The sequence below is a fragment of the Streptosporangium sp. NPDC000239 genome (assembly GCF_040300765.1).
GTDB lineage: Bacteria > Actinomycetota > Actinomycetes > Streptosporangiales > Streptosporangiaceae > Streptosporangium.
This window is the reverse complement of sequence record NZ_JBEPEI010000012.1, coordinates 1-22,989: the sequence shown is the minus strand read 5'-3', so window position 1 is coordinate 22,989 and position 22,989 is coordinate 1. Positions and strand designations below refer to the sequence as shown.

General features: G+C 69.1%; 23 protein-coding genes and 1 tRNA gene. 12 read left to right on the top strand and 12 right to left on the bottom strand.

From position 1 onward, the window contains the following. Window positions 1-174 precede the first annotated feature (174 nt). Together ABT340_RS26420 and ABT340_RS26415 are read left to right on the top strand one after the other, a co-directional pair. On the top strand, window positions 175-531 hold the full coding sequence (locus ABT340_RS26420) for a hypothetical protein (RefSeq protein ID WP_352013521.1): 357 nt from the start codon (window positions 175-177) through the stop codon (window positions 529-531). A 2-nt stretch (window positions 532-533) separates the two neighbouring features. Further along, the gene (locus tag ABT340_RS26415) at window positions 534-1,157 is read left to right on the top strand and encodes an O-methyltransferase (protein ID WP_352013520.1); all 624 of its coding nucleotides are present in this window, start codon (window positions 534-536) and stop codon (window positions 1,155-1,157) included. Here the strand turns inward: ABT340_RS26415 and ABT340_RS26410 are convergent. Further along, a complete protein-coding gene (locus ABT340_RS26410) occupies window positions 1,128-1,763 on the bottom strand; it encodes a GNAT family N-acetyltransferase (RefSeq protein WP_352013519.1) in 636 nt (211 codons plus the stop codon). The genes ABT340_RS26415 and ABT340_RS26410 overlap by 30 nt on opposite strands. 258 nt (window positions 1,764-2,021) lie before the next feature. On the opposite strand from ABT340_RS26410, the gene ABT340_RS26405 reads away from it, so the two are divergent. The 4 genes from ABT340_RS26405 to ABT340_RS26390 all read left to right on the top strand — a co-directional run bounded on the left by ABT340_RS26405 (window position 2,022) and on the right by ABT340_RS26390 (window position 5,623). Next, window positions 2,022-3,335: a lysozyme gene (locus ABT340_RS26405; RefSeq protein WP_352013518.1), complete on the top strand. Its 1,314-nt coding sequence runs from the start codon at window positions 2,022-2,024 to the stop codon at window positions 3,333-3,335. An 82-nt stretch (window positions 3,336-3,417) separates the two neighbouring features. Beyond that, entirely contained in the window at window positions 3,418-4,047 is a 630-nt protein-coding gene (locus ABT340_RS26400; protein WP_352013517.1) for a PadR family transcriptional regulator, read from the top strand. Then, window positions 4,025-4,528: a hypothetical protein gene (locus ABT340_RS26395; RefSeq protein ID WP_352013516.1), complete on the top strand. Its 504-nt coding sequence runs from the start codon at window positions 4,025-4,027 to the stop codon at window positions 4,526-4,528. The genes ABT340_RS26400 and ABT340_RS26395 overlap by 23 nt, the downstream gene beginning before the upstream one ends. A gap of 141 nt (window positions 4,529-4,669) precedes the next feature. After that, window positions 4,670-5,623, top strand: coding sequence for a GNAT family N-acetyltransferase (locus ABT340_RS26390; protein WP_352013515.1), 954 nt, complete (start codon window positions 4,670-4,672; stop codon window positions 5,621-5,623). A 58-nt stretch (window positions 5,624-5,681) separates the two neighbouring features. Here ABT340_RS26390 and ABT340_RS26385 read toward each other — a convergent pair whose 3' ends face one another. Then, the gene (locus tag ABT340_RS26385; RefSeq protein WP_352013514.1) at window positions 5,682-6,221 is read right to left on the bottom strand and encodes a hypothetical protein; all 540 of its coding nucleotides are present in this window, start codon (window positions 6,219-6,221) and stop codon (window positions 5,682-5,684) included. A gap of 250 nt (window positions 6,222-6,471) precedes the next feature. On the opposite strand from ABT340_RS26385, the gene ABT340_RS26380 reads away from it, so the two are divergent. After that, on the top strand, window positions 6,472-7,011 hold the full coding sequence (locus ABT340_RS26380; RefSeq protein WP_352013513.1) for a peptidylprolyl isomerase: 540 nt from the start codon (window positions 6,472-6,474) through the stop codon (window positions 7,009-7,011). Between the two features lie 161 nt (window positions 7,012-7,172). Continuing rightward, window positions 7,173-8,051: a rhomboid family intramembrane serine protease gene (locus tag ABT340_RS26375; protein ID WP_352013512.1), complete on the top strand. Its 879-nt coding sequence runs from the start codon at window positions 7,173-7,175 to the stop codon at window positions 8,049-8,051. A 57-nt stretch (window positions 8,052-8,108) separates the two neighbouring features. Here ABT340_RS26375 and ABT340_RS26370 read toward each other — a convergent pair whose 3' ends face one another. Continuing rightward, entirely contained in the window at window positions 8,109-8,354 is a 246-nt protein-coding gene (locus ABT340_RS26370) for a cell division protein CrgA (protein WP_352013511.1), read from the bottom strand. A gap of 206 nt (window positions 8,355-8,560) precedes the next feature. On the opposite strand from ABT340_RS26370, the gene ABT340_RS26365 reads away from it, so the two are divergent. Both ABT340_RS26365 and ABT340_RS26360 read left to right on the top strand, forming a co-directional pair. After that, complete coding sequence (locus ABT340_RS26365) at window positions 8,561-9,241, top strand: class E sortase (RefSeq protein WP_352013510.1); 681 nt, start codon at window positions 8,561-8,563, stop codon at window positions 9,239-9,241. Window positions 9,242-9,251: 10 nt separating this feature from the next. After that, window positions 9,252-9,410 carry a hypothetical protein gene (locus ABT340_RS26360; protein WP_352013509.1) on the top strand — a complete coding sequence of 53 codons (159 nt, stop codon included), beginning with the start codon at window positions 9,252-9,254 and terminating at the stop codon, window positions 9,408-9,410. A gap of 276 nt (window positions 9,411-9,686) precedes the next feature. Here the strand turns inward: ABT340_RS26360 and pknB are convergent, their stop codons facing one another. The 7 genes from pknB to ABT340_RS26325 form a co-directional block, all read right to left on the bottom strand. After that, window positions 9,687-11,552 carry a Stk1 family PASTA domain-containing Ser/Thr kinase gene (gene pknB, locus ABT340_RS26355; RefSeq protein WP_352013508.1) on the bottom strand — a complete coding sequence of 622 codons (1,866 nt, stop codon included), beginning with the start codon at window positions 11,550-11,552 and terminating at the stop codon, window positions 9,687-9,689. 82 nt (window positions 11,553-11,634) lie between these two features. Continuing rightward, on the bottom strand, window positions 11,635-13,071 hold the full coding sequence (locus ABT340_RS26350) for a serine/threonine-protein kinase (protein WP_352013507.1): 1,437 nt from the start codon (window positions 13,069-13,071) through the stop codon (window positions 11,635-11,637). After that, entirely contained in the window at window positions 13,068-14,525 is a 1,458-nt protein-coding gene (locus ABT340_RS26345) for a peptidoglycan D,D-transpeptidase FtsI family protein (protein ID WP_352013506.1), read from the bottom strand. The genes ABT340_RS26350 and ABT340_RS26345 overlap by 4 nt, the downstream gene beginning before the upstream one ends. Then, entirely contained in the window at window positions 14,522-15,901 is a 1,380-nt protein-coding gene (locus ABT340_RS26340; RefSeq protein WP_352013505.1) for an FtsW/RodA/SpoVE family cell cycle protein, read from the bottom strand. Before ABT340_RS26340 ends, ABT340_RS26345 begins: the two co-directional genes overlap by 4 nt. 4 nt (window positions 15,902-15,905) lie before the next feature. After that, the gene (locus tag ABT340_RS26335; protein WP_352013504.1) at window positions 15,906-17,213 is read right to left on the bottom strand and encodes a Stp1/IreP family PP2C-type Ser/Thr phosphatase; all 1,308 of its coding nucleotides are present in this window, start codon (window positions 17,211-17,213) and stop codon (window positions 15,906-15,908) included. After that, complete coding sequence (locus ABT340_RS26330; RefSeq protein WP_352013503.1) at window positions 17,210-17,680, bottom strand: FHA domain-containing protein FhaB/FipA; 471 nt, start codon at window positions 17,678-17,680, stop codon at window positions 17,210-17,212. Before ABT340_RS26330 ends, ABT340_RS26335 begins: the two co-directional genes overlap by 4 nt. A gap of 17 nt (window positions 17,681-17,697) precedes the next feature. Then, window positions 17,698-18,438, bottom strand: coding sequence for an FHA domain-containing protein (locus tag ABT340_RS26325; RefSeq protein WP_352013502.1), 741 nt, complete (start codon window positions 18,436-18,438; stop codon window positions 17,698-17,700). A 155-nt stretch (window positions 18,439-18,593) separates the two neighbouring features. Between ABT340_RS26325 and ABT340_RS26320 the strand changes: the two genes are divergently transcribed. Further along, window positions 18,594-18,676: transfer RNA gene (locus ABT340_RS26320), tRNA-Leu, on the top strand. A gap of 285 nt (window positions 18,677-18,961) precedes the next feature. On the opposite strand, the gene ABT340_RS26315 is transcribed toward ABT340_RS26320, so the two are convergent. Together ABT340_RS26315 and ABT340_RS26310 are read right to left on the bottom strand one after the other, a co-directional pair. After that, window positions 18,962-19,993: a hemolysin family protein gene (locus ABT340_RS26315; RefSeq protein WP_352013501.1), complete on the bottom strand. Its 1,032-nt coding sequence runs from the start codon at window positions 19,991-19,993 to the stop codon at window positions 18,962-18,964. After that, on the bottom strand, window positions 19,990-21,426 hold the full coding sequence (locus ABT340_RS26310; RefSeq protein ID WP_352013500.1) for a hemolysin family protein: 1,437 nt from the start codon (window positions 21,424-21,426) through the stop codon (window positions 19,990-19,992). The genes ABT340_RS26315 and ABT340_RS26310 overlap by 4 nt, the downstream gene beginning before the upstream one ends. Before the next feature lie 295 nt (window positions 21,427-21,721). On the opposite strand from ABT340_RS26310, the gene ABT340_RS26305 reads away from it, so the two are divergent. After that, window positions 21,722-22,945 (top strand): LCP family protein, encoded by a 1,224-nt coding sequence (locus ABT340_RS26305; RefSeq protein ID WP_352013499.1) that lies wholly within the window; start codon window positions 21,722-21,724, stop codon window positions 22,943-22,945. Window positions 22,946-22,989: the final 44 nt, after the last annotated feature.

Here is a 22,989-nt window from a genome sequence, read left to right as displayed (position 1 = left end):
CACGACGGCACCGCGACAGACCCATGAGGTCGCGTGGACCCCGGCGGAAGGGCCGCCCGACGAGGGCGCTGTCATCCCGAATGCCATCCCAACAGAACCTCACCAGCAAAAATGGCTAAATACCTGATTTGTTAATCCGTGGTGGTGTTTATGGCGTTCGCCTATTCTGGCGAGGTGATCGAGCTGAGTTCACGAGAGAGAAAGCAGCCCCCACCTCCCCGAATCGTGTGGGAGAGCCTGACCAATCCGCGGCGTCCCGGCCCCAGGCAGTGGCTCGAACTGCAGCGGGACGAGATCGAGCCCCGGGTGCTCCGGTCGGTCGAGCCCGAGCTGGTGGTCTGGTCGTCGCTGTGGCCGAACAGGCCGAACGACGAGATCCGGTTCGATCTGCGGCCGTATGGCATGGAGACCTCGCTGCGCTGGACGTTGCTCACCTCCGCGGAGCCCCCGCCGCCCGAGGCGGTCAGCCACATGCGTTACCGCCTCAACTTCCTGATCAACGCCCAGCTCCGCTTCACCTACGGACAATAGGGATGTCACTCAACGGGACGGACGCCTACCGGGGCCTTGAGCTTCCCCCGCTGGTCGCCAGGGCGGTCGAACTGGCGGACCGGCAGGGCTTTCCCTTCTCCTGCCGCCCCGAGCAGGGGCGCCTGCTGCGGGTGCTCGCGGGCGGGGCCTCCTCCATCGCGGAGACGGGCACCGGATGCGGGGTCGGGCTGGCCTGGCTCATCACCGGGGCGCCGTCGGGAGCCACGATCGTCAGCGTGGAACACGATCCCGGCCGGGCGCGGGTGACGGCGGAGCTGTTCACGGACCTGCCGGACGTCACGGTGGTCCACGGCGACTGGACCGAGATCCACGGCCGCGCGCCGTACGACCTGCTGGTCCTGGACGGGGGCGGGGCGGGCAAGAACGGGGCGGCGGCCGACCCGGCGCGGCTGCTCACCCCCGGCGGGACGCTCGTGGTCGACGACTTCACCCCGGCCAGGCGGTGGCCGATCCTGCACGAGGGCGAGCCCGACCTGGTCCGGCTGCACTGGCTGGAACACCCGCTGCTGGACGCCGTCGAACTGCGCCTGGCCGCCGACCTGGCCGCGATCGTCGCGGTCAGGACGCTACGCCCGTCACCGGTCCAGCCGCTCCCTGAGCGATGAGCGGACCGCCGGCCACTCCTCGGCGATGATCGAGTAGTAGGCGGTGTCCCGGACGGTGCCGTCCACGGCCCTGGCGTGCGCGCGCCGTACCCCCTCGAACCGGCCGCCGAGACGCTCGATCGCCCTCTTGGACCGCTCGTTGCGGGCGTCGGTCTTCAGGGTGACCCGCAGGACTTTCCACACCTCGAAGGCGTGGCCGAGCATGAGGAGCTTGGCCTCGGTGTTGCTCCCCGTCCGCTGGGCGGAGGCGGCCAGCCAGGTGCTGCCGATCTCGGCCACGCTGGGAACCCCCTCCGCACTGGGGACCGTACGGCCCGGCGGCCAGGACGGGGGCCAGGACCAGTAGTCGAGGTCGAGGAAGCGGGAGGTGCCGATCACCCGCCCCGAGGAGAGAGACCGGATCGCGAAGGGAAGCGCCCAACCGGTCAGCTGGTCGTCGAGGGCCGACCGGACGTAGGCGCTCATCGACGCCTCGTCCTGTGGCACCCGGGTGAAGTCGTAGGTCTCGCGGGACTCGGTCGCGGCGGCGACGAGACCGCCGACGTGCTCAACGGTGAGCGGTTCCAGACATACGCGTTCACCCCGCAGGGTCACAGTCTCCGGCACATGATCCATCTTAGGCAACAGGTGTCGTACGGCCTGGCTCAGGGTTTTTCGGGACAGGTCGGGAATTCACCGGAAACCCTTTACCGAAGGCCATTGACAGGTCGAAACTCGGAGCCGCGCACCCCCTGGTTGGTATTCTCTGGGCGACATTCCTCCAAGAAAGGCACCGCCTCCCGTGCCATTCGTTCCCCGCCCTTGCGATTCTTGGGGGCATCGGTCAGGATCTTGCCCGGTGCCACGCGAGGGTGAGTGATTCACGTGAAACGTCTGTCCCTGCTCGCCGCCCTCGTCGCGGCCGGGACCTTCGTCCCCGGTACGGCCAACGCCGTCGGACCGGTCGAGCCGATGCCCGGCGAACCTCAGGAGATCCGGGGGATCGACGTCAGCAACTGGACGGGCCAGGTCGACTGGCCGTCCGTCCTCGAAGGAGGCGGCCTCTTCGCCTTCGTCTACGCCTCCGAGGGCACGAACTTCCGCAACCCCCTGTTCGCCGCGCAGGAGAGCGGGGCGGCCGGGGCGGGGCTGTTCCGGGGGGCCTACCACTTCGCCCAGCCGCACGAGTCGGGCGGCGCCGAGCAGGCGGACTTCTTCGTCGACAACGGCGGTGGCTGGAACGCCGACGGCCGGACCCTGCCGGGTGTGCTCGACATCGAGGACAATCCCTACACCAACCGGAACGGCCTGGATCACTGCTACGGCCTGGACCGGCCACGAATGGTCGCCTGGCTGAAGGACTTCACCACGCGTTACCGGGAGCGGACCGGGCGGGACGCGATCATCTACACCACCACCGACTGGTGGCGGAACTGCACGGGGGACTCCTCGGCCTTCGGCCGTAACCCGCTCTGGCTCGCCCGATGGGGAGCCGAGCCGGGGCCGCTGCCCGCGGGCTGGCTGCGTCAGACCTTCTGGCAGTTCGCGGACAAGGGAGTGCTTCCCGGCGGGCAGAACGTCTTCAACGGCAACATGACGGAGCTGAGCATGCTCGCCCAGCCCCCGGCTGAACTGGCCGCCGCGGGCAGGCCGGTCGGCAGGTACGGCTACGGCATCACGGTCCTCAACACCGGGCCGATCCCGGCGACCAGGGTCTCCGTGGTCGGCAGGACCTTCGGCGGCCGGCGGATCGTCGGGGCGAGCCCCGGCTGTGACTTCAGCGGCAGGGCGGTGCGGTGCACGATCGACGAGTTGCAGCCGCAGGGTACGACAGAGCTGAAATTCGCCACCGAGCCCATTGGGCCCATTGGGCCCGGCGACCCTGCCAAAACTCCCAAGCCCCCCAGGTCCACCAAACCCGCGAAATCCACCAAACCTGGTGAGCCCGTCAAGAACATCAGGTCCGATAAACACCCTAAGAACGATGAATCCGCTGAATCCTCTGGGCTGATCAGTCCGGAGAGGCCCATGCGGATCGGCCAGGAGGGTCACGAAGCCCTCCACGACGATCTCGGCGTGCGGGGCGCGACCACCGCCGACGCCGCGAGGCCCGACACCCCGGAGATCGAGGAGCCGGAGGAAGGGATGAAGGTCACCATCGGCACGGTGATGGTGACCATCGACTCCGGCCGCGAGTGACTCTCGGGAGAGATCGGCCGCGAGTGCCTTCCAGGAGGGATCGTGAGGCGTGCCTCCATAGTGCATACTGCAATAAAGGAGCATGCACTATGGAGGTGTGATGGCCCGCGGCCCCGACCTGGTCGGCCTGACCGTGCTCGCCCTGCTCTCGGTGCGGCCGGGTCATCCGTACGAACTGCACCGGATGATCCTGGACACGCACAAGGACTACGTGACCGGGCTGCCGCGCAGCCTCTACCACGCGATCGACCGGCTGGCCGGGGAGGAGCTGATCGTCCCGGCCGAGACCAGCAGACAGGGCCGCAGGCCGGAGCGGACGGTCTACCGGCTCACCGAGGAGGGCAGGGCGGAGCTGACCACCAGGCTCAGACGGCTGCTTGAGGAGCCGGGGCCGGACACCCGCACCCTCAACGCCGCGCTCTCCCTCATCGGGGGGCTGTCCGCGCGGGAGGCGGAGCGTGCGTTGCTGACCCGCGCCGCCGCCCTGGAGAGCGCGGTCTTCGCCTGCGACGCGTACCTGAGGAACCTGAGGGAGAGCGGGCTGCCCCCGGTGCTGACGCTGGAGCTCGAATGCGAGCGCGCCCTGCGCGGCGCCGAACTCGACTGGGTGCGCGGTGTCCTGGAGCGGCTCGCGTCGGGAGAACTCGCCTGGCCGGACCACACCGGCCCCGGCACGGCAGGAGGAACGCATGAGCAGGGCTCCACTGTGTGAGGTCGCCGGGGTGGTCGAGGCACCGCCGGACCGGGTCGGGCGGCTGATCCTGACGGTCGGGCCGGGTCCCGTCGGCCGGGACAACGCCTGGCTGTACGCCTCCAACGAAGGCACGGTCGAGCCCTACGGCGGCACGGCCGCGCCCCGCGGTGGCGCGGGCGCGTCCTATGGAGGCACGGCCGAGGGCGGCCCACGGCGGTTCACCCTGAGGACACCGGCCCACATGATGACCATCGAGGTGACCGGCGCCACCCTGGCCGTCCAGGGCGGCTGGTGGTACCGGGGGGAACACACCGTCGAGCCGCATCCAGAGGGCACACTCCTCACCCATCGCGTCTTCAACGTCGCGGAACGGGGTCGCTGGGCCGTACCGCTGGCCAACCGGTTCTTCGCCGGGCTCGGTGACAGGACGAGGAACGGCTTCGCGGAGGGACTGCGCCGCCTCGGCCTCGAACTCGGCTGCGGGACACGCCTGCTCTGAGCCGTACGGCGAGACACGCCTTCCAGGTCATAAGAAGACACGCCTGCCCCAGGTTGTACGGCGAGACACGCCTGTCCTGTGTCATGCGAAAGGCTGAAAAATCAGTCGTGCTGGAAATGGGGCGATCGTATGCTCCCCGGCATGACCTTCACGTGGACCCCGCTGACCGGCGACGACGTGGACCGGTGGGCGGAACTGCTCACGGCGGTCGAGGCCGAAGACAGAACCGGGGACAACTACAGCCGGAGTGACCTTCTGCAGGATCTCGCCCTGGCCGATCCCGCCGAGGGCACCTGTGGAGTGTGGGACGGCGACAGACTGGTGGCCTTCGGCGTCGTCTACGCCGGGTCCGTCGCCGAGCCCGGCCACATCATGCGGACGTGGGGCGCGGTGCACCCGGCCTACCGGCGCCGTGGCCTCGGCGGGAGGCTGATGAACTGGACCCTCCAGGCGGGCCGCAGGGTCCACGAGGGGCTCTTCCCGGGCAGGCCGCTCTCGCTGCACGTCTACGTGCACGACGGCAACGAGGGGGCCGGAGCCGTGGCGCGGGCGGCGGGCATGCTGCCGGTCCGGACGTTCCACGTGATGACCCGTGACCTGGCCGCTCCTCTGCCGGAGAGCCACCTGCCGGAAGGGCTGAAGATCGTCCCCTATGGTGACGACCTTGAGGAGGCCGCCCGCGAGGTGCGCAACGCGGCCTTCGCCGACCACTGGGGCAGCACCCCGCACACGGCGGAGAGCTGGCGCGAGAAGCTCATCAGGCTGGAGGCGTTCAGCGGAAAGGACTCCTTCGTCGTCCAGGAGGAGTCGGGCAGGAGCGTCGGGATACTGCTCACCTTCTACTACGCGGCCGACACCGAGGTCACCGGAGTCCGCGAGGCCTGGGTCCAGACCGTCGCGACCCTGGAGGACTGGCGGGGCAGAGGGGTGGCCGGCGCGCTGCTCGCCCACGCCCTGGCCCACTTCCGCTCCGAGGGGTACGGCAAGGCCGCCCTCTCCGTGGACACCGGAAACGCGACCGGAGCGCCCGGTGTCTACCTTCGGGCCGGGTTCGAGGTCTCACGCGGCGCGACAGCCTACGTCGCCGACCTGTGAGACCCCTGACATGAGGACGGCCCGCGCCAGGTCGGCGCGGGCCACCCTCATGCGACGGTCAGGACAGTTTCCTGGACGCCTGGTCCGCCTTGTGCTCGGCCTTGTCGCCAAGCTTGCCCGCCTTCGCCTCGACCTTCGAGGCGGCCTCGTCCGTCAGGTCGGAGACCTTCTCCGAGGTCGCACGGGCCTTGTCCGTCGCCCACCGGGAGGCTCCGGCGGCGTTCTCCTTCATCGCGTCGGTCCACTGCTCGGAGTTCTTGCGGTACAGCGCGAAACCGACCGCGCCGACCGCGAGGCCGGTGAACAGCAGGAGCATCGGCCACTTCCTGGACCTGACAGGTGGCCGGGGATCGACCCTGCTCGCCGCCTGGGACAGCAGGGCGCTGACCTTGGGCGCTATCTGTTCCTCGAACGAGTGGGCCGCGGCGTCCAACTTCGGCGCCGCCCACTCCCTGGCCACGTAGATCTTGTCACCGGCGCTGCCACGCGCATAGGCGGCCGCGTCGCGAGCGTGACCGGCGGCGTCCCGGGCCTGACTGGCCATCGGACCGACCTTCTCGGATGCGAGGTCGCCGACACGGTTGACCTGAGCCTTCATCTGATGCAGCCGACTGTCCGGAATCACGATCGTATGACGCTTTCCAAAAAGTGTAAGAGGCACGTTAACCTCCCCAGTTGTCTGGGCCCCGTTGCGTCCCCTTCCCGCTCGAAGGCGGATCAATCATCGCTGGTCGTGGGAGGATGCTGAGTGGATCGGCTGTCGCCGAGGCCACTGATAGATCACCTGAACGCCATGAAACTGCACATCGCAGAGGTCCTGACCACCGACATGAAGGGGGAGCCCGATCGTGGCTGAGAATCTGATCGCGACCCTGAAGACCAATCGCGGCACGGTGAAAATCCAGCTCTTCCCGAACCACGCGCCCAAGACGGTGCGTAACTTCGTCGAGCTGGCGGAGGGCACCCGCGAGTGGGTGCATCCGGAGACGGGGGAGAAGCAGCAGAACACCAAGCTCTACGACGGCACGATCTTCCACCGGGTCATCGACAATTTCATGATCCAGGGTGGTGACCCGCTGGGTGAGGGCATCGGCGGCCCGGGTTACAAGTTCGACGACGAGATCCACCCGGACCTGTACTTCAACCGTCCCTACCTGTTCGCCATGGCGAACGCGGGCATCGTCGCAGGCCGTGGCACCAACGGTTCGCAGTTCTTCATCACCGTGGTCCCCACGCCGCACCTGAACGGCAGGCACACCATCTTCGGTGAGGTCGTCGAGGGCAAGGACGTCGTGGACGCCATCGCCAAGACCAAGACCGACGGCCGCGACCGGCCCGTCGAGCCGGTCGTCCTGGAGTCGGTCACCATCGACCGCGTCCAGGGCTGAGGCTCCTGGCGGCCTCCCCGACCGGTTCTCACTGTGACGACCGTGACCGGGGAGGCCGCTGTGGCCGTACAGGGGACTTTTCCCTGGTGCGTGTGCTCAGGATCATGAATAGGCTGGCAGTCTGTGGATGACAGCACGGTCGAAGGGGCCATCGAGACGCCATGACCACACCGCCACCACCCAGCGAGCCGGAGACGGCAGCCGTTCCCACGTGTTACCGGCACCCGGGCCGCGAGACCTACGTCCGCTGCCAGCGCTGTGACCGGTCCATCTGCCCCGACTGCATGCGCGAGGCCTCGGTCGGCTTCCAGTGCCCCGAGTGCGTCGCGGAGGGCAACAAGACCGTACGGCAGGCGCAGACGGCCTTCGGCGGCAGGGCGGTCACGACCCCCAGGGCCACCTGGACACTGCTCGTCCTCAACGTCCTGGCCTACGTCGCCGAGACCCTCGCCCCCGGCCCGGTGATCTACGGCTTCCAGATGGACGCGGGCGCCGTCTACCACGGCGAGTGGTGGCGCCTGCTCACCGGTGCGTTCCTGCACGCGCCGCTGGCCAACGGCTCGTTCGCGATCACCCACATCCTGTTCAACATGTGGGCGCTCTACGTCATCGGTCCCGAGCTCGAACGGCGCCTCGGCTCACTGCGCTTCCTGGCGCTCTATCTGCTGTCCGCGCTCGGCGGGGCGGTGGCCGTCTACCTGTTCGGCATCGCCGCGGTCGGCGCCTCCGGCGCGATCTACGGCATGTTCGGCGCGCTGTTCGTGGTCTCCAGGCGGCTGGGCTACAACGCCCGCGGTGTGCTCCTGCTGATCGTCGCCAACGCGGTGATCACCTTCGCGGTCCCCGGCATCAGCTGGCAGGGGCACCTGGGCGGTCTGATCACCGGCACCGTGGTCGGCGTCATCCTCGCCTACGCCCCGCAGCGCAACCGGAACGTGGTCCAGTGGGGCGGGTGCGCCGTGGTGCTCCTCGCGCTGGCCGCGGTGGTCATGACGCTGCCGCCGTACATCTACCAGCTGCAGCTCGGTTTCCCCGGCTGATCGCTCGATCCACACCCTGATGCTTCCCCAGGGTGTGGATAAACGCTGTGGAAAAAACTAACGCCAGCGGGTGGAGAGAACCACACCGAAGATGATGAAGGCGAACCCGATCAGCAGGTTCCAGTTCTGCAGGAGGATGATGCCGGGCGCGCGGGGCGCGACGTAGTAGACGGCGATCCACAGGACCCCGATGATCCAGGAGGCCACCATGACCGGCGCCAACCAGCGCGGGCTCATCTTGACCTGCTGGGAGGTCTGCGGAGGCGTGTAAACCGCCTTCTTACGGGTCTTGGGCTTGGGCACTGGGGCTCTCCTGCGTCAACCCTGCGCGGTCGGATCATGCGCAGGCCGTGTCAACTAGCGTAGTCGCTGGTGGCGAAGACCCGAGTAAGAATAGTCGGGACACCCATGTCATGGCGATCCCATAGCGTGCCATAACCGCGCAAACCTTGGTTCAACGCCGTGATTTCCTCCGGTTGTGATGGATTCGCCGTCATTACCGTGAGCCCGTGAGAGCCATACTGCGGGTTTCCGGAGAAGTGAGCATGACCGCCGGGGTGGTCGTGTTGTTCTTCTGCGCGTACCTGCTGTGGGGAACGGGGTCCTACACGGCGCGGCGGCAGGCGGAGCTGCGCGAGGGCTTCCGCGCCGGCCTTCCCACGCTCACGGCCCTGCCCGGGGCCCCGCCTGCGGTCCCACCCGGGACCGGGGTCCGTCCCGTCCAGGAGCGGCTGCCCGCCTGGTTCAGGAAGGGGGACGCGCTGGCGCTGCTCAGGATTCCCCGGTTCGGCGCGGACTACGAGTACGCCGTCGTCGAGGGCGTCGGCTGGGACCAGCTGCGGACGGGGCCGGGGCACTACCCGGGCACCGCCCTACCCGGCGAAGTAGGAAATTTCGTGCTTTCTGGGCATCGAACCACTTATGCGGCGCCGTTCAACAGGCTCGGGGAACTGCGCCGGGGCGACGAGATCGTGGTGGAGACCCGGCAGGCCGGCTACACCTACCGGGTCACCGGCGAGCGCGTCGTCGACCCGGGACAGGTGGACGTCATCGCCCCCGTCCCCGGCGTGCCGGGCCGCAGACCGACCAAGGCCGTGATCACGCTGTCCACCTGCCACCCGGAGTACTCCGCCGCCCAGCGGCTCATCGTCTCCGGCGAACTCGTCCGGCGCGAGGACCGCCGGGGATAGGACGACCGACATGTACGGCAGGCTCTGGCGTTCGCTTCCCGGCCCCCTCGCGGTCAGGACGCTCACCCTCGTGGCGCTCGTGGCGGCGACGGCCGCCCTGCTGTGGTTCGTCGCCTTCCCCTGGATCGAACCCCGCCTGCTCCTCGACCCCGCCCTCCCGGACCGCTGAGCCGTACGGCACGGACCCGCTGTGCAAGGGGGCCGTACGAGGGCCGAGGAAAGGCCGGAGAAAACTCCGGCGAACCCGTGTAACGCTCACGATGCCCTGAACGACTAACCAGTGAGCCCTTCCGCCATCGCCCCCGAGTGGCGGAAGGGCTCTTCTCCTTTCCTGAGACCGGAGACGCCAACGGTTTCCGGAGCCGGGAACGCCTTCCGGAGACGGGAACGAACGAGGACCCCCGCCAGACGGCGGAGGCCCTCAGGGAAAACCCAGGTCAGAGGCTCAGCTCAGGTCTCCGTCGCCGGAGTTGTCGAAGATCGAGCCGTCGTCGGTCTCCGTCGGCTCAGGGTCCGGCTGCTGGTCGTCGGTGGGCTGCTCTTCGGGATAGTCGGTGGTCGGCTGCTCGGTCGGCTGCGGGGGCTGCCCGCTGGAGACGAGCAGCGTGATCGTGGTGCCGGGGTTCAGCTTGGTGCCCGCCTGGGGAGCCTGGCTGAGGACGGTGCCCTCCGGCAGGTCGCTCGGCTGCTCGACCACCTTGGTCTTGAAGCCCGCGTCCTTGAGCATCCGGGTGGCGTCCTCGACCGTGAGGTTGGCCACGCCCGGCACCTCGACGGCCTCCTTGGGCACGTAGATCCGGACCGTGCTCTCCTTGGCCGCCTTCTCACCGGCCGCGGGGTCGGACTGGAACACCTTGCCCTGCGGGCGGCTGGACACCTTGCTCTGCACGCTGACCTTGAAGCCCTTGTTCTCAAGGGCCGAGGTCGCCTCCTCGACGGTCATGTTGAGCACGTCGGGCACCTCGACCTTCTCGATGCCCTTGGAGACCTTCAGGGTGACCACGGTGTTCTTGTCGACCTCGGTGGTCGCGGCCGGGTCGGTGTCGATGACCGTGTCCTTCGGCAGCTTGTCGTCGAAGGTCTCCTCGATCTTCACCTGCAGCCCGAGGTCGGTCAGCGTCTTCTTCGCCGCGGCGACGGTCTGCGTGGCCAGCTCGGGAATCTTCACCTTCGTCGCCGCGGTGTTACCGCCCGGCGCGCTCAGGAACATGTAGCCGACGCCGATGAAGGCACCGATGATCAACAACGGGACCAGGATCCACGCCGCCGTCTTGACCGCGGTGTTTCCGCTCTGCTGGCGGCGACGGCCGCGTTCCGGCCTGCCGCCGTCCTGCTGGCCGTACTCGTAGGGGGGGACCGCGGTGGTGCGCTGGGTCGAGGGGCCCTCGGGCATCGGGGCCTGCTGCTGCATGGTGCGGGTGGCCCCGCCGTAGCCGCCTGCGGCCATGGCCGTCGTCTGGGCGTCGGTCGGCATGCCCGACATGGCCCGCTGGATGTCGGCCCGCATCTCCGCCGCGCTCTGGTAGCGCTGCGCCGGGTCCTTGGCCATCGACTTCAGCACGATGGCGTCGGCCCACGCGGGGATTTCGGGGTCGATCTGCGAGGGCGGGATCGGGTCCTCGCGCACGTGCTGGTAGGCGATCGCGACGGGGGAGTCACCGGTGAAGGGAGGCTGCCCGGTCAGCAGTTCGTACAGCACGCAGCCGGTCGAGTACAGGTCGCTGCGCGCGTCGACCCGCTCACCACGGGCCTGCTCCGGCGACAGGTACTGGGCGGTTCCGATGACCTGCGCGGTCTGCGTCATGGTCGCGGCCGAGTCGGCCATCGCGCGGGCGATGCCGAAGTCCATGACCTTGACGTCGCCGTTGCGGGTGATCATGATGTTCGCCGGCTTGATGTCCCGGTGGACGATCCCGCCACGGTGGCTGTAGTCGAGCGCCCGCAGGATGCCGTCGACCAGCTCGGCCGCGCGCTCCGGCATCAACCGCCGGTCGGCGCGCAGCAGGTCGCGCAGCGTGCGACCGTCGACGTACTCCATCACGATGTACGGCACCGGCGCGCCGTCCGTCACGTCCTCACCCGTGTCGTAGACCGCGACGATGGACGGGTGGTTCAGTGACGCGGCGGACTGCGCCTCGCGGCGGAAACGGGCCTGGAAGATGTGATCCCTGGCCAGGTCCGCGCGAAGGGTCTTGATGGCGACGATCCGATCCAGCCGGATGTCTCGTGCGCGGTAGACCTCGGCCATGCCGCCACGCCCGACGACGCCGTCAAGCTCGTAGCGATCGCCGAGGCGTCGGGGCTGAGTCATTTCCTGCACTGTCCCTTACCGTTCATCTTGGGTGCCGCTGGCCTCTTGGGCCACCGGTGTCCATCTTCGACCTGTTGCCACATCACGTCTCCCCGGTCGGCTCATTCGTTTCGCCGGTTGTGGGGCTACTGCTCGGGGTGGGGCTGGGAGTCGCCGGCGGGCTCGTGGTGGGCGTCGGGGTCGGGGTGGACGGACTGGGGCTGGGCGATGGTGACGTCGTCGGCCGGACGCTCGGAGAGGCCGATGTGCTTACCGTAGCCGAAGGCGTGGGCGTAGTCCTGACCGACTTTGTCGGAGCCACCGGCGGTCTCGTCCACGCGGGCTTCGTTTTGCGTGGCTTGACGGCAGGGGTCCTGGTCACCGAGGCGGTCGTCGGAATGACCGGTTCCGGTGGGCCGGTGTGGCCCGCGGGAACCGTCGCGTCCCTCACCACCAGGGTGCCGAGCCCGAAGGCGGCGGCGCATCCCGCGACCGCGGCGACGACCATCGTCGTGCGCCGCAGCGCCGTACGACGCCGGGAGACCCGGGTGACCTCCGGAGAGGACGGCTGGGCGGGCTGGGACGGCGGGGTCGCGGGCGTCGCGTCGGGCAGGGGCGGGGTGACCGGGGCTGCGGAGATCTCCCTCGGCCACTCGCCCGCGGGCTCGGGACGCCACCCGGCCGGATCGGTGAGCATGGCCAGGTCGGAGGAGTCGGAGACCGCGCCGGCCGTCACGACGCCGCGCAGCGTCGTCGCCCGCTGGACCAGTTCGCCCGCGCTCTCCGGGCGCAGCGTCGGGTCCTTCTCCAGACACGCCATCACCAGGTCGCGCACCACCAGCGGAACGCTCAGCGGCAGCGGCGGAGGGGTGGCGTTGATGTGCATGAGCGCGACCGCCACCTGGGTGTCCGCGACGAACGGCGGCCTGCCCGCCAGGCACTCGTAGGCCACCACGCCCAGCGAGTAGATGTCGGTCGCGAAGGTCAGCGGCGAGCCCGAGGCCTGTTCCGGGCTGAGGTACTGGGCGGTGCCGAGCACCGTGCCGGTCAGGGTCACCGGCGCGGCCTCAAGCGCCCTGGCGATGCCGAAGTCGGTGATCTTGATCACCCCGGCCCCGGTGACGAGCAGGTTGCCGGGCTTGATGTCGCGGTGGATGATGCCCGCGTTGTGCGCGGCCCGCAGCCCCTTGGCGGTCTGGTGGATCACGTCGAGGGTGACCTCGGTCCCCAGGGCGCCGTCGCGGGACAGGATGTTCGCCAGCGACTCGCCGGGCACCAGCTCCATGACGAGGTAGGCGACGTCCTCCGCCTCGCCGTAGTCGAAGACCTGCGCGATGGCCGGGTCGGCGAGCCGCGCCGCGAACCTGGCCTCCATCCTGAAGCGGTCACGGAAGGTCGAGTCGGAGGCCACGTGGCTGCGCAGCAGCTTGACCGCGACCTCCCGGCCGAGAAGTTCGTCCTTCGCCCGCCACACCTCGCCCATGCCGCCCGTAGCGATCCGCCCGAGCGGGCGGTATCGGCCTCCGAGCAGGGCGGTCATCTGCCCAGCACCGCTTCCATCACGCTCTTGGCGATCGGGGCGGCGGTGTGACCGCCGGAGGCGTCGTCACCGGCGCTGCCCGACTCGACGATGAGCGCCAGGGCGACCTTGGGGTCCTCGGCGGGGGCGAAGGAGATGAACCACGCGTGCGGAGCCCTGCCCTTGACGGTCTCGGCGGTGCCGGTCTTGCCCGCGACGGAAACGCCGGGGATCTGCGCCGCGTTGGCGGTGCCGTTGCTGACGACGCTGACCATCATCTCCGTCAGCTTGTTCGCGTTCTCCTCGCTCATCGCGGTGGACAGCTTGTCGGGGTCGGCCGAGTCGATCTCGCCGCCCTCGGCGTCGGCGATCTTGTTGACGAGGTACGGCTTCATGACCACGCCGTCGTTGGCGATGCCCGCCGCGACCAGAGCCATCTGCAGCGGCGTCATCTGGTTGCTGCGCTGGCCGATCGAGGTCTGGGCCAGGGCGGCCAGGTCCTCCTCGGGGCCGATCCCGCTGCCCGCGACGTCCATCGGGATCTTCAGCGGCTCGCCGCCGATGCCGAACTTCTCGGCCTGCTCCTTCAGCGCGTCGTAGCCCAGGCTCATCGCGATCTTGGCGAACGGGGTGTTGCAGGAGCGTTCGAGGGCGAAGGTCAGCGTCACCCGGCCAGAGCCGCACGCGGCGCCGCCGTAGTTGGGCAGGTCGGCACTGGTGTTGGGCAGGTCGAGCACCTGCGGGGCGTCCACCTGCGTCTGCGGGCCGACGCTGTCGTCGCTGTCCAGGTAGGCCGCCAGGGTGACCACCTTGAAGGTCGAGCCCGGCGGGTAGCTTCGCTCGATCGCCCGGTCGACCAGCGGCTTGTTCTCGTCCTTGTCGAGCTTGCCGTAAGCCGTGTTGACCGTGGCCTTGTCCGGGCCGATCAACGTGTTGGGGTCGTAGCTGGGGACCGAGACCATGGCGAGGATCGCGCCCGTCTTCGGCTCGATCGCGACCAGGGCGCCCTTCTTGCCGCTGGCGCTCAGCGCCTTGTACGCGGCCTCCTGTGCCCTGGGGTTGATCGTCAGGTCGACGTTGGCGCCCTTGGTCTGCTTGGCGGTGATCAGATCGAGGCCGCGCCGGATCAGCAGGTCGGGGCTTGAGCCGTTGAGCAGAGTGTTCTCCGCGGCCTCCATGTCGCGCTCGCTCTCCGGGGCGAAGAACCCGGTGATGGGCGCGTAGACCTTGCCGCCCGGATAGCGCCGCTGGAAGCGGAACTGGTTGTCGCCGGTGTCCACGGACTCGGCGAGCACCTTGTCGCCCGCGGTGATCCGGCCCCGCTCGACCTCGTAACGGGCGTAGAAGTTACGGGTGTTTCGCGCGTCGGAGCGCAGCCCGTCGGCCTTCACGGCCTGCAGGTAGTTCACGTTGAGCATGAGCAGGCCGAACATCACCAGGCAGGCCACGGCAACGCGCTTGAGGGGAGCGTTCATCGCTGGAACACCTGCGTCATTCCTTCGTCCTGGATGGCCTGGGGCGGGGGCTTCCTGGCACTGTCCGACATGCGTACCAGCAACGCGATAAGGATCCAGTTAGCCAGCAGTGCCGAACCACCCTGGGACATGAAGGGGGTGACCAGGCCGGTCAGCGGGATCAGGTTGGTCACACCGCCGACGATGATGAAGACCTGCCAGGCCAGCACGAACGACAGACCGCCGGCCAGCAGCTTGGAGAACGGGTCGCGGGCCGCGAGCGAGGTGCGCAGGCCGCGCTCGACGATCAACGCGTAGATCATCAGCAGCGCCATCAGACCGGTCAGGCCGAGTTCCTCCCCGAGGGCGGGAAAGATGAAGTCGGAGATGGCCAGCGGGATCAGCTTGGGGTGGCCCTGGCCGAGCCCGGTGCCGGTGATGCCGCCGGTGGCCATGCTGAACATGCCCTGCAGGAGCTGTGCGCTGCCGCCCGCCTTGTCGTAGAGGGCGGGGTCGTAGGGGTTCAGGTAGACGGTGAAGCGGTCCTGCACGTGACTGAAGAGCATTCCGGCGAGGATCGCCCCGCCGACGAAGAGGAGGATGCCGATCAGCACCCACGAGGTGCGCTGGGTGGCGATGTAGAGCATCGCGATGAAGGCGCCGAAGATCAACAATGAGGAGCCGAGGTCACGCTGCATGATCAGCACGCCGAGGCTGAGCGCCCAGGTGATGAGGATCGGGCCGAGGTCGCGGGCGCGGGGCAGGTCGATGAACAGCAGCCGCCGCCCGGCCAACGCCAGCACGTCGCGCTTGGCGACGAGGTAGCCGGCGAAGAAGACGATCAGAGCGAGCTTGGCGAACTCGGAGGGCTGGAGCTGGACCACGCCGGGGATGCCGACCCAGATCCGCGCGCCGTTCGTCGAGATGCCGACGAACGGCAGCAACGGCGAGATCAGCAGGACGAGGCCGACGGCTCCGGCGGTGTAGGTCAGTCGTTGCAGGGCGCGATGGTCGCGCAGCACGATCAGCGTCACGGAGAACATGACGACCCCGACGGCCGTCCACATCAGCTGGGTCGTGGCCGAGGCGCCGAACGCCTTCGACTGCTCCAGGCGGTAGATCATCACCAGGCCGAGCCCGTTGACCACGGTCACCAGCGGCAGGATCAGCGGGTCGGCCCAGGGGGCGAACTTCGCCATCACGAGGTAGGCGGCCAGCATGAATCCGCCGAGGCCGAGGCCGTAGGTGAGCATGCCCGCGGGAACCCGGCCGTCGATGGCCAGGCCCACGTTGGCGTAGGCGCCCATCACGATCACGACCGCGAAGGCGAGCATCACCAACTGGGCCACTCGCCGTTTGGCGGGCAGGGGGACGAGCTCGACGCTTGGGGTGCTCATATATCTACTTTGTCGGGTCCGGGGTGGGAGTGCCGCTCGACTGGGGGGTCTGCTTGTCCTTCCCGGTCGCCTTCGGGGTGGGTTCGGGCTTCTGGGAGGGTGTCGAGGACTTCAGCTCCGCGATCTTCTTCAGGCCCGCCTCGACGCTGGGGACGGGGATGCCGTCGCGTACCTGGCCCTGCTGGAACGCGCCAAGGGCTGAGATCGACTCCGTGGTGCTCCGGGCGACGTCGAAGAGCTGGAAGGGGCCGAGGTTGGTTTTCACGCCTTGGAAAACCACGATCTCGTCACCTTTAGCTCCCACGAAATATTGATCTTCAAGCCATTGTGTCCCGAAATACCACCCTAGGCTGCCACCGACGAGGACGACGCCGCCCACCGAGGCCAGAAGCGGCCACAGGCGGCGGCGCCGCCGTGCCGCCGCCCTGGCGACGGGTTCGTCGAACTCGTCGTCGGTGATGACCGGCTGCGGCATGGTGACGACGCCCGCGTGGCCCACGTGGCCGGCGGGGGCGTCCGACGGGGAGGGCTGCCTGATGGACCCGGCGGCACCGACGACGGCCGCGTCGACGGGCAGGGCGGTCCCCTCGTCGACGTCGAGCACGTCGGCGAGCACGCAGGTGATGTTGTCGGGACCACCTCCCCGGTTGGCCAGGTCGATGAGCGCGCGGACCGCGGCCTCGGGGTCGTCGATCGTGGACAGCGCCTGGTGCAGCGTCTCGGCGCTCACCACCCCGGACAGGCCGTCGGAGCACAGCAGGTAGCGGTCGCCGATCTGGGCCTCGCGCAGGGACAGGTCGGGCTCGACCTCGCCGCTGCCGTCGAGCGCCCGCAGCAGGATCGACCGCTGGGGATGGGTGGCGGCCTCCTCCTGGGTGATCCGGCCGTCGTCGACCAGCGACTGCACGAGAGTGTGGTCGTGGGTGATCTGGTACAGCTCGCCGGAGCGCAGCAGATAGGCGCGTGAGTCGCCGACGTGGACCAGTGCCACCCTCGTGCCCGACCACAGCATGGCGGTCAGCGTGGTGCCCATGCCCTTGAGGCTGGGGTCGCCGCCGACCATCTGGTGGAGTCTGCGATTGGCGTCCCTGACCGCCGCCTCGATGGCGCCGAGCAGGTCGACACCCTGGGTGTCCTCGTCGAGGGAGGACATCGCGGCGATGGCGACCGAGCTGGCCACCTCGCCGTGCGCGTGGCCGCCCATGCCGTCGGCGACGGCGAGCAGTCGGCCGCTTGCGTACGCCGAGTCCTCGTTGCCTTCACGCAGGAGGCCGACGTCCGAGCGGGCGGCGTAACGGAGTGCGATGGTCATTTGCGCAATTCGATGACGGTCTTACCGATGCGGATCGGAACACCGAGCGGCACCGGAGTCGGACGGGTGACTTTGGAGCGGTCGAGGTATGTTCCGTTGGTAGAACCGAGATCTTCCACGATCCACTGACCGTCCTGGGGGAAGAGCCGGGCGTGCCGGCTGGAGGCGTAGTCGTCGCTGACCACCAGGGTGGCGTCGGTCGCCCTGCCGATGGTGATCGGAGTCTCCGACAGGGTGATGGTCGTGCCCTGCAGGGGGCCGCCGGTGACGACCATCTGCCGGGGCTCCCCCTTCCTGGGCTTGGCGACGACGGGCTTGGCGGCCTTGGGGGCCTTGCGGGCGGGGATCGGCGCACCGGCGCGTGATCCGAACAAGTCTGTCCGGATCACACCTACCGCGGCGATCACGAAGAACCACAGCACCGCCAGGAACGCGAGGCGGATCAGTAGCAGCGTGAGCTCGGACATGAACCGTCTGTTTACCTTTAATCGCGCCGGAAAACCAGAGTCGTCCGCCCCAGCGTCACGCGAGTGCCGTTCTGGAGCTCGACCCGGCGCACCGGCTGGCCGTTGACGAAGGTGCCGTTCGTCGAGCCCAGATCGACGAGCACGACCTGCGGCCCCTCGACCCGGAGCTCGGCGTGGTGCCGGGAGACCCCGGGGTCGACCAGCCGAAGATCGCAGTCGGTGCCCCTGCCGAGCAGGGTCACCGGGGTCGTCAGGTCGAAGGAGCGCTGGCCCTGCGGGTCGTCCTGGGTGGAGACCAGCAGACGGGGGCGTCCGTTGAAGGCGTGGGGCCGGGCAGGAGGTACGTCGCTCACCGGCTGGCGGATCTCGTCCTGCTCGACCGTCGCTCCGCGGATCACCCCGGAGCGGATGCGGAACAGGCCGACGGCCAGGTCCTCGGCCGTCTCGAACCGGACCCGCACGGGGCCGACGAAGGAGTAGCCCTGTTCCTTGGCGTACTCCCTGGCGAGGTTGGCCAGTTCGTGGCTGATGCTGTCGGCGTAGACGTCGAGGCGCTCGCTGTCGGTCGTCGACAGCTCGACCACGAAGTCGTTCGGCACGAGGGTCCTGCCCTGCGCGACGATCGCCGCCCGTTCGTCCATCTCCCGCTGGACCGCGCTGGCCACCTCGACCGGCTGAAGGTCGGATTTGAACGCCCGCGCAAAGGCCCCCTCAACCAGACCTTCGAGCCTCCGCTCGAAGCGCTGAAGGACTCCCACCGGGTCCCTCCCTTCTTCCGTCTATGTAGGTCACGGCCGCCCGGGGCTGTTCCTCGCTCTCTCGCGCCCCTGCTGCTCCGCTCGCGTCTAGGAGGATCGTATCCGGGTTCGTGGGTATCGGCTGATCCGTGCTAATGTTTCAGCGCACCCAACAAGGGCGGGTGGCGGAACGGCAGACGCGCACGGTTCAGGTCCGTGTGTCCGAAAGGACGTGAGGGTTCAAATCCCTCCTCGCCCACTCGATCAAGACCCCGGTCGCGAAAGCGCCGGGGTCTTTTCGTTGCCTCTGGGGCGCTGTCGCGCATCGGGACCGTCCGAAGGGTGGCGGTTGCGGGCTGGTCGGTGATCAAACTAGTCGTTCGCTTCCTCGTGGAGAAGTCCCGGTCACTCGAATATGTAGCGCCCTGCCCTTTCTGGCCGCTTTCGACCTGCTTGCAGGCGTCCGTACGGCAAGGCTGATTACGCTGACAGAGAAACGGGCCGGTGGGAGGACGTCTCCCACCGGCCCGAGTGCTCCAAAGATCTACCGTGCGGCCAGCACCCGCATGTCCAGCAGCTCGCCGAGCAGGTCGGTGAGGCTGACCATGCCGGCCACCTTCTCCCCGTCGGTCACCAGGCCCACGTGGGCGTGGGCCTCCTGCAGGGCGGAGACCGCCTCGGGGATCGTGGTGTCCCGGCCGAGGAGCGGCACCGGGCGGGCCAGCTCCGCAGGGGAGGCCTCAGGGCGGACCAGGGCGTCCCTGACGTGCAGTACGCCCAGGACCTCGCCGGGCCGTTCCGAGGTCACCAGCAGGCGCAGGTGCCCGCTCTCCGCGGCGACCTCGCGAACCTGCTCGCCGGTGGCGTCCCCGGGGACGCACGCCACCCGTGCCAGGGGCAGCGCCAGCCGTTCGATGGGCTGCTGGTGCACCCGCAGGGCCCGGGTGAGCAGGTCGTGCTCGGCGCGGTCGAGCAGGCCCATCCGGCCCGACTCACCGACCAGCATCGCCAGCTGGACCGGGGTCCTGGTGGTGGCCAGCTCGTCCCTCGGGCGTACGCCGAACAGGCCGAGCACCCCGTTGGTCAGGCCGTTGAGCCCGGCCAGCACCGGGCGGACCACCCGCGTGAAGGCGCGGAACGGCAGGGCCAGGCCGATAGCCGCGATCTCGGGGTGGGTCAGCGCCCACGACTTGGGAGCCATCTCGCCGACCACCATGTGCAGGAAGGTGATCACCGCGAGCGCGATCACCAGCGAGATGGGCACCTGCAGCGACTCGGGCACGCCGATCGCCCCGAAGACCGGTTCGAGCAGGTGCTCGACGGCGGGCTCGGTCACCATGCCCAGGCCCAGGGAGCACAGCGTGATGCCCAGCTGCGCCCCGGCCAGCATCAGGGACAGCTCCCTGCCCCCTCGTACGGCGGCGCGGGCGGCCACGCGGGTCATCCTGCCGCCCCTGCCCGCGAGCTCCTCAAGACGGTGCCTGCGGGCCGAGATGACCGCGAACTCGGCGGCCACGAAGAAGGCGTTGCCGATCAGCAGCGCGACGCCGAGCAGTAGGGCCCCGGTGGTGCTCATCGGCCGTTCACCGCCTGCCTGCGCTCGTTGGGCCGGGGTACGGCCAAGGCGTGTTCCCCGCTTTCTGAGGAGTCCTCGGCTAAGTCGGCCCGCTCGGGAGCGGGGAAGGCCAGCCGTACCCACTCGGGGACCCTGCGGTGGACCGAGAGCACGGTGAGGGTGGCCTCGGCCTCCTGATCGCCGTCGTCGTCGAGCGGGTCGCTCTCCAGGGCCAGGGTGACGGTGACCCGGTCGCCGGGCTCGGCCATCCTGCCAAGGGTGGCCAGGACCAGGCCCGCGACGGTGTCGTAGTCGTCGCTCTCGGGCAGCGAGAGCCTGGTCGCGCGTTCGATCTCGTCGAGTCTGAGCGTGCCGGGCAGGTCCCAGGTGCCGTCGTCGTTGGCGACGACCCCCGCGGGCTCCGGGTCGTTCTCGTCGACCAGTTCGCCGACCAGTTCCTCGGCGAGGTCCTCGACGGTGACGACGCCCGCGAGCCCGCCGTACTCGTCGATGACGCAGGCCAGGTCGTCCATGGCGGCGCGCATGCGTTCGAGCACGACCGGCAGCGGCAGCGAGTCGGGGACCAGCAGGGCCGGGCGGGTGACGAGCTCGATCGGCCCGTCGGTCACGCGGGACCTCAGCAGCTCCCTGACGCCGGTGACCCCGGCGACCTCCTCGCCGTTGTCGTGGCGCAGCACCGGGTAGCGGGAGTGGCCGTGTTCGGCGACGGCGTCGAGCAGGTCGGAGATGGGGCGCTCGGCGCGCAGCAGTACCAGCCTGGGCCGCGGCACCATGACGTCCTCAGCGGTGCGGTCGCCGAACTCCAGCGCCCGTTCGAGCAGGTCGGAAAGGCGCGGCGGCAGGGCGCCGGAGGTCGCGGACTCGGAGATGATCCGTGACAGCTCCTCCGGGCTGGCGCCGTGCTCGACCTCCTCGATCGGCTCGACGCCCACCTTGCGCAGCAGGCCGGTCGCTGCGGAGTCGAACAGCCGGATCACCGGACCGGCGATCCTGAGGTAGACGAGCGTCGAGCGGGCGAGGAACTTGGCGACAGGCTCGGGCCGGGCGATACCGAGGTTCTTCGGGGCGAGTTCGCCGAAGACCATCTGGATGATCGTCGCCACGGCGACCGCCAGCGCGATCGCCACGCCGGGCACGGCGGCCGAGGGCACCCCGGCCCCTTCGAGAGGGGGGCGCAACACGGTCGCGATGGCCGGTTCCGAGATGAAGCCGACCAGCAGCGCGGTCACGGTGATGCCGAGCTGCGCGCCGGAGAGCATGAAGGACAGGCGTCCCGTCACCGTGAGCGCGCGTTCGGCCGCGGCGTCACCGGCGTCGGCCTGCTCACGCAGAACGCCCCGGTCGGCGGCGACGAAGGCGAACTCCTGGGCGACGAAGTAACCGGTCGCGAGAGTGAGGAGCAGTACGGCCAGCAGGCCGAGAACCGTGTTCACCGGGTCCTTCCCCCGGCTGGGTCAGTGGTTCCCGTGCGTTCGCACGGGCAGGTACTCCACGGGTCCGAAGTGGACACGATCTTCCTTTCGAGCAGCGGTCGTCCTCTACGGTAACGATCCACGTGGGGGCCGATGTTTCCAGATCGGCCGACGATCCCATAGTTGGTTGATAACCACCCTTATATGTACTTATCCATAGCGAAAGCTTGGGCACACGCCTACGTGCGCCGGGACCGCGACGTAGCGTCGATAATGACGGTCTCATCGTGACTTCGAGAGGTGGCGGGAATACGACGTGGGCGACTGGACCGAGGACGACGACCGCACCCGTGCCCTGCGGCCGCCGACGCCGGGCCCCGCGTCGCCGCGAGCGGCGGGCCAGCCCGCCTATCCGGCGCAGGGTTCCCCCAGGAACGTTCCCGGCGAGGAGCCAAGGGCCACCTCCCGGGTGTACGGCAAGCCCAGACAGGGATCGGGCAAGGTCAGGCCCCTGCAGCCCTCCCCAGGAGGCCCCGGCGAGCCGCCCTCGGGCTCGGGAGGCGCCCCGAGACGGTCGTGGCGGCCGAAGCGGCCGGGCAGGCTGGCCGTACAGATCCTGGTCGGGTTGCTCGTGGTGCTTCTGGTGGTCGCGATCGGCGGCTACTTCACGATCAACTCGCGGCTGAAGCGGGTGGACGCGCTCGGCGACTATGAGGGCCGTCCCGCCGACACCCCCGGCACCAACTGGCTGCTGGTCGGCTCCGACAGCCGCCAGGGCCTGACCAAGGCCCAGCGCAAGAAGTTCGCCACCGGTTCGGCCGTGGGGCGCAGGACCGACACGATGATGCTCCTGCACATCCCCGACACCGGTGACCGCCCGACCCTGGTCAGCCTTCCGCGTGACTCCTACGTGCCGATCGACGGCCACGGCCGGGGCAAGCTGAACTCGGCCTACGCCTTCGAGGGCGGCCAGAAACTGCTGCCCAAGACCGTCGAGCAGGTGACCGGCATCCGGATCGACCACTACATGGAGATCGGTTTCGGAGGCTTCGTCGGCATCGTGGACGCCATCGGCGGCGTCGAGATCGACGTCAAGCAGGACATCAAGGACCACAAGGCCGGGATCAACCTGAAGAAGGGCCGCCAGGTGCTGGACGGCGGGACCGCCCTCGGCTACGTCCGGACCCGCGCGACCGGCGCCATCCCCGACTTCGAGCGGACCCAGCGTCAGCGCCAGTTCTTCTCCGCCGTGGTGAAGAAGGCGGCCAGCCCCGGAGTGCTGCTCAATCCCTTCACCTCCATCCCGCTCGCCCTCAGCGCCGCGGACTCGGTCGAGGTCGGCGAGGAGACCGGCACCTTCGACCTGCTCTCCCTCGGACTGGCGATGGGCGACAACCCGATCACGACCGTCGTCCCCGTCGGCTCCCTGCCGACCATCAACGGCCAGGCCGTCGTCCAGTGGGACCGGGCCAAGGCGCTGCGCATGTTCAAGGCCCTCGCCGAGGACAAGCCGGTCCCTCAGGACGTCCTGGGCAAGTGACTCACCCGGAGGCGGTCGTGGCGGCGACACTCGCCGCCAAACGG